10 protein-coding genes and 1 pseudogene are annotated in these 12,540 nt (G+C 65.9%); 8 read left to right on the plus strand and 3 right to left on the minus strand.

Annotation, left to right across the window (positions count from 1 at the left end; genetic code table 11):
- Positions 1–102 precede the first annotated feature (102 nt).
- The 3 genes from ACIP21_RS28535 to ACIP21_RS28545 form a co-directional block, all read right to left on the minus strand.
- Positions 103–1,098 (minus strand): aldo/keto reductase, encoded by a 996-nt coding sequence (locus ACIP21_RS28535; RefSeq protein ID WP_400694936.1) that lies wholly within the window; start codon positions 1,096–1,098, stop codon positions 103–105.
- 98 nt (positions 1,099–1,196) lie between these two features.
- Positions 1,197–2,048 carry a LysR family transcriptional regulator gene (locus ACIP21_RS28540; RefSeq protein WP_400694938.1) on the minus strand — a complete coding sequence of 284 codons (852 nt, stop codon included), beginning with the start codon at positions 2,046–2,048 and terminating at the stop codon, positions 1,197–1,199.
- Between the two features lie 65 nt (positions 2,049–2,113).
- The gene (locus tag ACIP21_RS28545; RefSeq protein WP_400694940.1) at positions 2,114–2,932 is read right to left on the minus strand and encodes a hypothetical protein; all 819 of its coding nucleotides are present in this window, start codon (positions 2,930–2,932) and stop codon (positions 2,114–2,116) included.
- A 311-nt stretch (positions 2,933–3,243) separates the two neighbouring features.
- Between ACIP21_RS28545 and ACIP21_RS28550 the strand changes: the two genes are divergently transcribed.
- The 8 genes and pseudogenes from ACIP21_RS28550 (at position 3,244) to ACIP21_RS28585 (ending at position 12,374) form a co-directional block, all read left to right on the plus strand.
- Positions 3,244–3,981, plus strand: a complete 738-nt coding sequence (locus ACIP21_RS28550; RefSeq protein ID WP_400694942.1) for a gluconate 2-dehydrogenase subunit 3 family protein — start codon at positions 3,244–3,246, stop codon at positions 3,979–3,981.
- Positions 3,982–3,984: 3 nt separating this feature from the next.
- A complete protein-coding gene (locus tag ACIP21_RS28555; protein ID WP_400694944.1) occupies positions 3,985–5,769 on the plus strand; it encodes a GMC family oxidoreductase in 1,785 nt (594 codons plus the stop codon).
- Positions 5,770–5,781: 12 nt separating this feature from the next.
- Positions 5,782–7,020 (plus strand): c-type cytochrome, encoded by a 1,239-nt coding sequence (locus ACIP21_RS28560; protein WP_400694946.1) that lies wholly within the window; start codon positions 5,782–5,784, stop codon positions 7,018–7,020.
- Positions 7,021–7,265: 245 nt separating this feature from the next.
- On the plus strand, positions 7,266–8,288 hold the full coding sequence (locus tag ACIP21_RS28565) for a LacI family DNA-binding transcriptional regulator (protein ID WP_400694948.1): 1,023 nt from the start codon (positions 7,266–7,268) through the stop codon (positions 8,286–8,288).
- 67 nt (positions 8,289–8,355) lie between these two features.
- Positions 8,356–9,135, plus strand: coding sequence for a sugar phosphate isomerase/epimerase family protein (locus ACIP21_RS28570; protein ID WP_400694950.1), 780 nt, complete (start codon positions 8,356–8,358; stop codon positions 9,133–9,135).
- Positions 9,128–10,078 carry a sugar kinase gene (locus ACIP21_RS28575; RefSeq protein WP_400694952.1) on the plus strand — a complete coding sequence of 317 codons (951 nt, stop codon included), beginning with the start codon at positions 9,128–9,130 and terminating at the stop codon, positions 10,076–10,078. The genes ACIP21_RS28570 and ACIP21_RS28575 overlap by 8 nt, the downstream gene beginning before the upstream one ends.
- Before the next feature lie 63 nt (positions 10,079–10,141).
- Positions 10,142–11,371, plus strand: a pseudogene (locus ACIP21_RS28580) (MFS transporter); the annotation flags it as partial.
- Between the two features lie 37 nt (positions 11,372–11,408).
- Positions 11,409–12,374, plus strand: a complete 966-nt coding sequence (locus ACIP21_RS28585) for a 2-hydroxyacid dehydrogenase (protein ID WP_400694953.1) — start codon at positions 11,409–11,411, stop codon at positions 12,372–12,374.
- The last annotated feature ends 166 nt before the right edge of the window (positions 12,375–12,540 follow it).

Below are 12,540 nucleotides of genomic sequence, written 5' to 3' on the forward strand. Positions count from 1 at the left end.
GGGGTGAAAACCGCGTCCAAGCCTCAAATGTGTAAACCATGTCCCCGGTTTACGATGTAAACGATGTCTCCGGTCGTACACCGCGAAGAGGCCGGTACAGGCTTACTTGAAGCCTGTGACCGCGTGCGGCACATAGGGCGCTTCGAGCCGGGCGGCTTCTTCGGCACTCAGTTGGAAGCCCAACGCCGCAATCGCGTCATCGAGCTGCGCCACCTTCGAGGCCCCGACGATCGGCGCCGACACCCCGCGCTTGCCCAGTACCCACGCCAGCGCCACCTGCGCCATCGGCACCCCGCGCTCGGTGGCGATCTGCTCGACCACGTCGATCACCCGGCCATCCTCCACCTCGGTCTTCTCGTAGAACGACTGCCCGGAAATGTCGGTGCGGGTACGCTCGGTCTGCTGGCCATGGGGCCGGGTCAGCCGGCCGCGGGCCATCGGGCTCCAGGGCATCAGGCCGACGCCCTGGTCGAGGCACAGCGGGATCATCTCGCGCTCTTCCTCGCGGTAGATCAGGTTGAGGTAGTTCTGCATCGACACGAAGCGGCTCCAGCCGTTGCTGGCCGCCACCTGCTGGGCCTTGGCGAACTGCCAGGCGTACATCGACGAGGCGCCGATGTAGCGGGCCTTGCCGGCCTTGACCACGTCGTGCAGGGCTTCCATGGTTTCCTCGATGGGGGTGTGGTAGTCCCAGCGGTGGATCTGGTACAGGTCCACGTAGTCGGTGCCCAGGCGGGTCAGGCTGGCGTCGATGTTGGCCAGGATTGCCTTGCGTGACAGGCCTTGCTCATTGGGACGGGTGCTGCCTTCCCACATGTTGGCGGGGAAGAACACCTTGGTGGCGATCACCGTTTCCTCGCGGCGGGTGAATTCCTTGAGCAGCTTGCCGAGGATGACTTCCGAGGTGCCGGCCGAGTAGCTGTTGGCGGTGTCGAAGAAGTTGATGCCCTGTTCCACCGCGTGGCGAATGATCGGGCGGCTGTCGGCCTCGCCCAGGGTCCAGGGGTGGGTGCCGGCGTCCGGTTCGCCGAAGGTCATGCAGCCCAGGCAGAGTTTCGAGATATCCAGGCCGGTGTTGCCCAGTTTGACGTACTGCATGCGCTTCTCCTCAAGGCTCGTTTGTGCGATGGGGAGAGCTTAGCGGCGATGCTCACCTGCGGAAACTCCGTATCGATGCAGGTTGCATCCGCAAAAATTCACAAGCGCAGCAGCGGCCTCACCTGCTGCTGGAGAAAATCGGTGACTGCCTTGATGCGCGGCGTGCTGCGCACGTCTTCGTGCACCGCCAGCCAGATCTCGATGCTCAGGGTCTGCTCGTCACGCCCGACGACCTCCAGGCCGTGCTCCTGGGCCATGAACGCCGGCAGGCAGGCAATGCCGATGCCACCGGCCGCGGCCTGGGCCTGGATGCGCAGGTCGTTGCTTTGCAGGGCGAACGGCTGGTTGTCGGTCTGGCGCAGCAGCCACTGCTGCTGCGGCGACTTGGCCTGGGATTGGTCATAGCCGATGTAGCGTGGCGCGCCGCTGCCACGCCGGTAAGCGGGAGCTGCGTACAGCCGGTAGTCCAGGTAGCCCAGCAGGCTGGCGACCAGGGTCGGCTCGGTGGGCCGGGCCAGGGCGATGCTGATGTCGGCCTCGCGCCTTGCCAGCGAGGCGCGCGACTTGCTGCCCACCAGATTCAGGCGCAGTTGCGGGTAGCGCTGGTACAGTGCGCCGAGGCGCCGGGCGATGATGCTGCCGAGCAGGGCGGGTGGGGCCGCCAGCACCACTTCGCCTTCGACCTGTTGCTGGCCGGCGCTGGCGAAATGCTCCAGGGCGAACGACGACTGGGTCATCTGTTCGGCGTATTCGCCGACCCGCCGACCTTCCTCGGTCAGCGCATAGGCCCTGGGACGGCGGTCGACCAGCTTGAGGTTGAGCGCGGCCTCCAGCGCGGCGATGCGCCGGGCCACGGTGGCATGGTCGACGCCCAATTGCCGAGCGGCGGCGGCCAGCGAGCCGGCGCGGGTAAAGGCGGAGAAATGGCGCAGGTCTTCCCAATCGAACATAAATGGCCCCAGGTGTGGACGGCCATCATACGGGCTGAGGGCAGGTGCGGCGACCGCCGCGCGGTTCAGATGTCTGGCAGGGCTGGGGTGCTCGGGCGCAGGCCGCCGATGTCGATGATCGCTGGGGCGCCGACGGTGATGTCGAGTTTCGACAGGTGGGCCACGAACGCGTCGATCACCTGCCAGGCTGCCAGTTCGCCCGGCAAGGCCTTGAGGCCTGGCAAATTACTGGGCTGTGCACCGGCCTTGAGCGCCGTGAGCAGTTGCACGAGGCTGGCCTGCTGCTGCTCCCAGAACGCCACCAGGCGTGACAGGGTGCCACGCAAGGTCAGGTATTGCGCCTGCAGGCCGCCCATGGTCCCGAGCGCGCTGGTCAGGTGGGCCAGACGGGTGCTTGGCTTGAACGCATGCTGCCGTTCGCCGACCAGGGCTTCCAGGCCGGCGGCGAGGGCCGCAGCCATCTGCGGCTGTGGGCTGCCGAACGCACGGATCATGCCCCGCAGCTCCTTGTCGGCAGCCCGCGTCGCCGCCAGGCCATTGACCACATCTGGCAGCAGGCGCACCTCGAACAGCTCGACCCACAAGCGTGCATCGTCGGTTGAGCCTTGGTCGAAAAGGCGAGAACTGGCGAGGAACATCGCACAATAGTCGCGAAACGCCTGGAGCACCGGCAGCCATACCAGCGGCCTGTCCAGCTGCCAGACATCGGCGGCGGCATCCAACCGGCGGAATTCGATGGCGACCCGCGTGAACCACTCGGGCTCATCGGCGATACGCCCGACCTGAACGCCTTGGCAACTGAGCGCAAAATTGTCGAGCGCGACGATATCGGCGTAGGCATCGGTGAGCCTGGCGATGACGTCTTTCGGGTCTGTTGCGAGCATGGGGACGCTCCCTGCATGACGGATGCGTTTCGGGCGTGCCGAGGGCAAGTCACTTGGCCATCATTGGCCGAAATCTAGGTGTAGATGAGTCGCCAGGGGCTGGCAAGGCAGTCTCGGATGAATGGTGGTAGCGGCACGGCGCAGGCCGACGACCGGTGCCAAAAGGGCAGCCGTCAAGGCTCAAGATGTCGCAGGCTTTGAAACCGGTTTCAAAAGCGCTGCAAACCCGTTAGATTACGCGGCTTTTCCGGCCCAGGCCGGACACCAGATGGCGCAACCCAAGGCCGCCGCAACGCAGATGAGGACCCGAAATGCCTGACCATGCCCCCGACAATCCGCGCCGGGACTTCCTGCGCAAGACCCTGACCTTGATACCGGTAGTCACGGTGGCCAGCACCGGCCTGGGTGCCAGCCAGATGCTCGCCGCCGAGCCGGTCCGCGAACCCAAGGTGCCGGCCACGCCTGCGGCCGGCCACTACCAGCCGACCTTCTTCACCGCCGAGGAATGGGCCTTCGTGCAGGCCGCCGTGTCGCGCATCATCCCGGCCGACGAGCTTGGCCCTGGCGCCCTGGAAGCGGGTGCCGCCGAGTTCATCGACCGGCAGATGAACACGCCGTACGCCACCGGCGCCCAGTGGTACATGCAAGGCCCGTTCAAGGCCGATGCCGCCCCTGAGCTTGGCTATCAGCTGCAACTGAGCCCGCAACAGATCTACCGCCTGGGGATTGCCGCTGCGGATGCCTGGTGCAAAGACGCCAGCGGTAAAGCCTTTGCTGAGCAAGACAGCGCTACCCGAGACAAGGTTCTCGGCATGATCGAAGCCGGTGGCATCGTTTTCGAGCAACTGCCGGCCAAGACATTCTTCAGCCTGCTGGTGCAGAACACCCGCGAAGGCTTCTTCTGCGACCCGATCCATGGCGGCAACAAGGGCATGGTCGGCTGGACGCAGATCGGCTTCCCCGGTGCCCGGGCAGATTTCATGGACTGGGTCGAGCGCAACGAGCCGTACCCGTTCCCGGCAGTATCGATTCGCGGCGAGAGGGCGTAAGGCATGGCCAATGCAATGAAAAAGGTCGACGCAGTAATCGTCGGTTTCGGCTGGGCCGGGGCAATCATGGCCAAGGAACTGACCGAGGCGGGCCTGCAGGTCGTGGCGCTCGAGCGCGGGCCGATGCAGGACACCTATCCGGACGGCAGCTACCCGCAGGTGATCGACGAACTGACCTACAGCGTGCGCAAGAAGCTGTTCGTCGATGTGTCGAAGGAAACCGTCACCATCCGCCACAGCGTCAACGATGTCGCACTGCCCAACCGCCAGCTCGGTGCCTTCCTGCCCGGCAAGGGCGTGGGCGGCGCGGGCCTGCACTGGTCGGGCGTGCACTTTCGGGTCGACCCGATGGAACTGCGCATGCGCAGCCATTACGAAGAACGCTACGGCAAGCGCTTCATCCCTGAGGACATGACCATCCAGGACTTCGGCGTCAGCTATGAAGAACTGGAACCGCACTTCGACTTCGCCGAGAAGGTGTTCGGCACCTCCGGCCAGGCCTGGACCGTCAACGGCAAGCTGGTCGGTGAAGGGCAGGGCGGCAACCCCTACGCGCCGGATCGCTCCAACCCGTTCCCGCTGCAGGCACAGAAGAACGTGGTGTCGGCCAAGCTCTTCGAAAAGGCCACCGCGAGCCTGGGCTACAAGCCCTACAACCTGCCGTCGGCCAATACTTCCGGGCCCTACACCAACCCTTACGGCGCGCAGATGGGCCCCTGCAACTTCTGCGGCTTCTGCAGTGGCTACGTGTGCTACATGTACTCCAAGGCCTCGCCGAACGTGAACATCCTGCCGGCGCTGCGCCAGGTGCCTAACTTCGAGCTGCGCGCCAACGCCCATGTGCTCAAGGTCAACCTCGACGACAGCAAGCGCAAGGCCACCGGCGTGACCTACATCGACGCCCAGGGGCGCGAAGTGGAGCAGCCGGCGGACATCGTCATTCTCGCCGCCTTCCAGTTCAACAACGTGCGCCTGATGCTGCTGTCGGGCATCGGCAAGCCGTATGACCCGGTAAAGAACGAGGGCGTGGTCGGGCGCAACTTCGCCTACCAGAACATGGGCACCGTGAAGGCGTTCTTCGACAAGGACACCTACACCAACAACTTCATTGGCGCCGGCGGCAATGGTGTGGCCATCGACGACTTCAACGCCGACAACTTCGACCACGGCCCGCACGGCTTCGTCGGCGGTTCGCCGATGTGGGTCAACCAGGCCGGCAGCCGGCCGATCGCCGGGGTCGCCAACCCGCCGGGCACCCCGGCCTGGGGCAGCGCCTGGAAGAAGGCCACCGCCGACTACTATACCCACCAGGTATCGATGGACGCCCACGGCGCGCACCAGTCGTACCGCGGCAACTACCTCGACCTCGACCCGACCTACCGCGATGCCTACGGCCAGCCGCTGCTGCGCATGACCTTCGACTGGCAGGAAAACGACATCAGGATGAACCAGTTCATGGTCGACAAGCTGAGCAGGATCGCCCAGGCGATGAACCCTAAATCCATCGCCGTCCTTGGCAAGAAGGTCAAGGAACACTTCAACACCGCCAGCTACCAGACCACCCACCTCAACGGTGGCGCGATCATGGGTACCGACCCCAGGACCAGTGCGCTGAACCGCTACCTGCAGAGCTGGGACGTGCACAACGTGTTCGTCCCCGGCGCCTCGGCGTTCCCCCAGGGCCTGGGCTACAACCCCACCGGCCTGGTGGCCGCGCTGACCTACTGGTCGGCGCGGGCGATCCGCGAGCAGTACCTGAAAAACCCCGGCCCGCTGGTCCAGGCTTGAGGAGCGATGAACATGAAGAACCTGTTGATCGCAACCTTGCTGCTGGGCGCAAGCGCCACCGTCCAGGCCGAAGATAGCCTGGTGCAGAAGGGCGAGTACCTGGCCCGCGCCGGTGACTGCGTGGCCTGCCACACTGCCAAGGGCGGCAAGCCCTTCGCCGGCGGCCTGCCGATGGAAACCCCCATCGGCACGGTGTATTCCACCAATATCACCCCGGATGCCAGCGGCATCGGCAACTACAGCTTCGCCGAGTTCGACCGGGCGGTGCGCCAGGGCATCGCCAAGGACGGCAGCACCCTGTACCCGGCCATGCCGTATCCGTCCTACGCGCGTGTCAGCGACCAGGACATGCAGGCGCTCTATGCCTACTTCATGCAGGGCGTGGCGCCGGTGGCGCAGCCGAACAAGGCCAGCGACATCCCTTGGCCGTTGAGCATGCGCTGGCCGCTGTCGATCTGGCGCGGGCTGTTTGCGCCTGAGGCCAAGGCCTGGCAGGCAACGGCCGGGGCGGACCCGGTGGTCAGCCGCGGTGCCTACCTGGTCGAAGGCCTGGGCCACTGTGGCGCCTGCCACACGCCACGGGCGCTGACCATGCAGGAGCAAGCCCTGAGCCCACAGGACGGCGAGCAGTTCCTGGCCGGCAGCGCGCCGCTGGAAGGCTGGATCGCCAAGAACCTGCGCGGTGATCACAAGGATGGCCTGGGCAGCTGGAGCGAGGCGCAACTGGTGCAGTTCCTCAAGACCGGCCGCAGCGACCGCAGCGCGGTGTTTGGCGGCATGAGCGATGTGGTCGAGCACAGCTTGCAGCACCTGAGCGATGCCGACCTGACCGCCATTGCCCGTTACCTGAAGACCTTGCCGCCAAGCAACCCGGACGACCAGCCGCAGGCCTACGACAAGCAGGTCGCCGACGCCTTGTGGCAGGGTGACGACAGCAAGCCGGGCGCCTCGGTGTACATCGACAACTGCGCGGCCTGCCACCGTACCGACGGCCACGGCTACACCCGGGTGTTCCCGGCGCTGGCCGGCAACCCGGTGGTGCAGACGGCGGATGCCACGTCGCTGATCCATGTGGTGCTGGCGGGCGGCACGCTGCCGGCGACCCATGCGGCGCCGTCGAACTTCACCATGCCAGGGTTCGGCTGGCGCTTGAGCGACCAGGAAGTGGCGGATGTGGTGAACTTCATTCGCACCAGCTGGGGTAACCAGGGCAGCGCGGTCACCGCCGCTGATGTGAAACCCCTGAGGTAACTCTGTGGGAGCGGGTTTACCCGCGAATGCGATGCCGGATTCAGCGAAGCATTCGCGGGTAAACCCGCTCCCACAGGGTTTTTAATTATCATCCGTTTCAACGTGTTAGGGCGCATACCTGTTGCCTTGCCTCACCCTCCCTGTGACACTCCCGATCAACGGCAGGTTGACGAACGCGCAAGGTTTTGTTGTATTGAAACCGGTTTCATTCGCCGTCACCCGACAACAATCACAAGGGACCCGCAATGACCGATTCATCCCCCCATGCCCGCGAGCGGGTGACCATCAGCGAAGTGGCGCGTGTGGCCGGCGTGTCCAAGGCCACCGTCTCGCGCTACATCGGTGGCGATCGCCAGTTGCTGGCCGAGGCCACCGCCAAGCGCCTGGAGGAGGTCATCGAACGCCTGGGCTACCGCCCCAACCAGATGGCCCGCGGCCTGAAACGCGGCCAGACGCGCCTGATCGGCATGCTGGTGGCGGATATCCTCAACCCCTATTCGGTCGCGGTGATGCATGGCGTGGAAACCGCCTGCCGCCAGCATGGCTACAGCCTGGTGGTGTGCAACACCAACCGCGACGATGATCAGGAACGTCACCACCTGACGGCCTTGCAGTCCTACAACGTCGAGGGGCTGATCGTGAACACCCTCGGCCGCCACCCTGGCGAACTGCTCAACCTGCAGCGCGACATCCCCATGGTGCTGGTCGACCGGCAACTGCCGGAACTCAACGTCGACCTGGTTGGCCTGGACAATGCCGACGCCATCGAACAGGCCCTGGACCATTTGCAGGCCCGTGGCTACCGCGACATTCTCGCCGTCACCGAAGCACTCGACGGCACCAGCTCGCGGCTCGAGCGGGTACAGGCGTTCACCGCCTCGATCAGCAACCGCAGTGGCATGCGCCAGCAGTTGCTGGAAGTCGACGGCGGCCTGCGCGCCAAGCTCGGCGCCTTCCTCGCCAGCAAGGGCCACGGCCCGCAGGCGATCTTCACCTTCAACGGCGTGGCCACCCTGGCGGTCACCCGCGTACTGCACGAGAGCGGCTGCAACCTGTTCGCCGATGTCGGCCTGATCGCCCTCGACGAACTGGACTGGTACCCGCTGGTCGGCAGCGGCATCACGGCCTTGGCGCAACCCACCGAGCGCATCGGCGTGGCGGCGTTCGAGTGCCTGCTCGAACGCCTGCGCGGGGGCAATGACGCGCCGCGACGTATCGACTTCAAGGCTGACCTGATCACCCGAGGGTCGACCCAACCCGAGCAATAACGGCGGGCGGCAGGGCTGCCCGTACCGTTCAAGTAGAAATGAAACCGGTTTCATAAGGACAAGAACAATGCACGCGAACCCCGTTTCCATCAGCCTTTCCAGTTACGGTGCCGAGCTGGTCCGCCAGCGTGGCCAGGAAAGCTTCATCGAACTGCTGGCAGCCGCTGGCGTGGAGCGCATCGAGCTGCGCGAAGAACTCTTCGACGATGCCCCGGATACCGCCGCCTTGTCGGCCGCCATCCGCGCCTCGGGCCTGGAATGCCTGTATTCCTCGCCTCTGGAATTGTGGACCGCGGATGGCCAGCCGGAACCGCGCCTGCCGGCCAAGCTGGCATTGGCGCGGGCCTTGGGCGCGGTGGCATTGAAAGTGTCACTGGGTCACTACAGTGACCACTGCGAAGTCAGCGCCCTGCAGGCGATGCTGCGCCAGGGTGATCCAATGTTGCTGGTCGAAAACGACCAGACCGAGCACGGCGGGCGCATCGAGCCGCTGCTGGGTTTCTTCCGCCGGGTCGAAGGCTGGGTACTGCCGGTGGGCATGACCTTCGACATCGGCAACTGGCAATGGCAGGGCGAATCTGCGTTGCAGGCCGCGCGTCAGCTCGGCCGCTGGGTGCGCTACGTGCACTGCAAGGCGGTGCAGCAGGAGGCCAATGGCCGCCTTCTCGCCGTGCCGCCAAGGGCTGCCGACCTGCTGGCCTGGGAAGCGCTGTTCGACGAATTCAGCCCAGGCCTGGTGCGTGCCGTGGAGTTCCCGTTGGTCGGCGCCGACCTGCTGGCCGTCACCCGCGCCCAGGTGCACAACCTGGCGCGCCTGGGCCTGGGCGAGGAGGTGAGCCATGCCTGAGCATGACATGCTGTGTTTCGGCGAGACCATGGCGATGTTCGTCGCCGAGCACACCGGCGACCTGGCCAGCGTCGACGCGTTCACCAAGCGCATCGCCGGGGCCGACAGCAACGTGGCCATCGGCCTGGCCCGCCTGGGCTTCAAGGTGTGCTGGCTGAGCCGGGTGGGCGACGACTCGCTGGGCCGCTTCGTGCTCGCCAGCCTGCGTCAGGAAGGCCTGGATTGCAGCCGGGTCGAGGTCGATGCCGGGCAGCCGACCGGTTTTCAGCTCAAAGGCCGTTGTGACGATGGCAGCGACCCGGCCGTGGAGTATTTCCGGGGTCATTCCGCGGCACGCCAGCTGTCGACCGCGCAGTTCGACCCGGCGTTGCTGCAGGCCCGCCACCTGCATGCCACCGGCATCCCGCTGGCGCTGTCGGCGAGCTGCCGAGAGCTCTCACACGCCCTGGTCGAGGGCATGCGTGACGCCGGGCGGAGCATTTCCTTCGACCCCAACCTGCGCCCATCGCTGTGGCCCGACCCGGCCTCGATGATCCGCGAAGTGAACGCCCTGGCGTGCAAGGCCCATTGGGTGCTGCCGGGCCTGGAGGAAGGCCGCCTGCTGACTGGCCAGCAGGCACCCGCCGACATCGCCGAGTTCTACCTCGACCAAGGTGTCGAGCAGGTGGTGATCAAGCTGGGCGGCGAGGGCGCCTACTTCCGCAATGCCCAGAGCCAGGGCCTGGTCGCCGCGGTGCCGGTGGCCAAGGTGGTCGACACCGTCGGCGCCGGCGATGCGTTCGCCGTCGGCGTGGTCAGCGCGCTGCTCGAAGGCTGCCCGCTGGACGACGCGGTGGCCCGTGGCAACTGGTGTGGCAGCCGCGCGGTGCAGTCACGCGGCGACATGGAAGGCCTGCCACGGCGTCATGAACTGGAGGCACAACGTTTACCCAGAACCGCTTGAAATGCCGATCGCCGGTACGCCGGCCCTGTTGCGACAAGAACAACAAGCTCAGGAGAATGATTCATGCAACCGACAAGCCTCGCGCCACGGCGGTGGTGGTACATCATCCCCATCGTCTTCATCACCTACAGCCTGGCCTACCTGGACCGCGCCAACTATGGATTTGCCGCGGCCTCGGGCATGGCCGACGACCTGAAAATCACCCCGGCGCTGTCGTCGCTGCTGGGGGCACTGTTCTTCCTCGGCTACTTCTTCTTCCAGGTGCCGGGGGCCATCTACGCCGAAAAGCGCAGCGTGAAGAAGCTGATCTTCGCCAGCCTGATCCTCTGGGGCGGCCTGGCGACCCTGACCGGGATGATCAGCAACGTCTACCTGCTGATCGCCATCCGCTTCCTGCTCGGGGTGGTGGAGGCCGCAGTGATGCCGGCGATGCTGGTGTACCTGTGCCACTGGTTCACCCGCGCCGAACGTTCGCGGGCCAATACCTTCCTGATGCTCGGCAACCCGGTGACCATCCTGTGGATGTCGGTGGTGTCGGGTTACCTGATCAAGCACTTCGACTGGCGCTGGATGTTCATCATCGAAGGCCTGCCGGCGGTGCTCTGGGCCTTCCTCTGGTGGCGCCTGGTGGATGACCGGCCGGCCCAGGTGAGCTGGCTCAGCGAGCAGGAGAAGGCCAGCCTGGAACAGGCTTTGGCTGCCGAGCAGCAGGGCATCAAACCGGTGAAGAACTACCGCGAGGCATTCCGCTCGCCCCAGGTGATCGTGCTGTCGATGCAGTACTTCTGCTGGAGCATCGGCGTGTATGGCTTCGTGCTGTGGCTGCCGTCGATCCTCAAGCAGGCGGCCAACGTCGATATCGTCGAGGCCGGATGGCTGGCGTCGGTGCCGTACCTGGCGGCGGTGCTGGCGATGGTCGGGGTGTCCTGGGCCTCGGACCGGCTGCAGAAGCGCAAACGCTTCGTCTGGCCGCCGCTGCTGATCGCCGCCGTGGCGTTCTATGGCTCGTATGCCCTGGGCAGCGAGCACTTCTGGCTGTCGTATGCGCTGCTGGTGGTGGCCGGGGCCTGCATGTACGCGCCCTATGGCCCGTTCTTCGCCATCGTGCCGGAGATCCTGCCGAGCAATGTCGCCGGCGGCGCCATGGCGCTGATCAACAGCATGGGCGCGCTGGGATCGTTCGGCGGCTCCTGGCTGGTCGGCTATCTCAATGGCGCCACGGGCGGCCCGGGTGCCTCCTACCTGTTCATGGCCGGGGCGCTGCTGACCGCAGTGGCGCTGACCGCCGCACTGAAAACCACCTCTGGCCATGGGCCGATAGGAAACCGTGATGAAGAAGCGAATCGTCTTGTACAAGCGCCTGTCCGAGGCGCTAATGGCTCGCCTGCAGGAGCAGGTCGAGGTGACCTGGGTGGACGTCGCCGGCCAGGACGGCCAGGCGCGCTTGCGTGATGCCTTGCCCGGCGCCCATGGCCTGCTCGGCGCGAGCCTGCGCCTGGATGCCGGCCTGCTCGACCTGGCCCCCGCGCTCGAAGTGGTGGCGAGCGTCTCGGTGGGCGTGGACAACTACGACCTGGCTGACCTCAGCCGTCGCGGGGTGATGTTGACCAACACCCCCGATGTGCTGACCGAGACCACCGCCGACACCGGCTTCGCCTTGCTCCTGGCCACCGCGCGGCGGGTGGTCGAGCTGGCCGCCTGGGTGCGTGACGGGCACTGGCAGGGCAGCCTGGGGCCGGCGCACTTTGGCACCGATGTGCATGGCAAGACCCTGGGCATCGTCGGCATGGGGCGGATTGGCGAAGCCCTGGCGCGGCGCGGCGCCGCCGGGTTCGGCATGCGGGTGCTGTATCACAGCTCGCGGCCCAAGCCGCAGGTCGAGGCGCGTTATGGTGCGAGCTATCGCAGCCTGGAGGCGCTATTGAGTGAGGCGGACTACGTGTGTCTGACGGTGCCGCTGAGTGCCAGTACCGAGGGGTTGATCGGGGCACGGGAACTGGCGTTGATGAAGCCCGAGGCGATTCTGGTGAACATTGCCCGGGGGCGGGTGGTGGACGAGCAGGCGTTGATCGAAGCGCTGCAGGAGAGGCGGATTCGCGGGGCAGGGCTGGATGTGTTCGTGCAGGAGCCATTGGCTGCCGACTCGCCGCTGCTGCAACTCGACAATGTGGTGGCGACGCCGCATATCGGTTCGGCGACCCATGAAACGCGCGAGGCCATGGCGCGCTGTGCGGTGGAGAACCTGTTGGCGGCCTTGGCTGGCCGGCAGCCGCCGAACCTGGTCAATCCAGGCTGACGCGTTTCCCTGTGGGAGCGGGTTTACCCGCGAAGAAGGCGACTCGGTGCCTGGCACCGGCTTCGCCGGTGTTCGCGGTGTACGACCGGAGACATCGTTTACATCGTAAACCGGGGACATGGTTTACACATTTGAGGCTTGGACGCGGTTTTCACCCCGTCCAAGC

The organism is Pseudomonas sp. NPDC089401, assembly GCF_044749485.1.
Taxonomy (GTDB): domain Bacteria; phylum Pseudomonadota; class Gammaproteobacteria; order Pseudomonadales; family Pseudomonadaceae; genus Aquipseudomonas.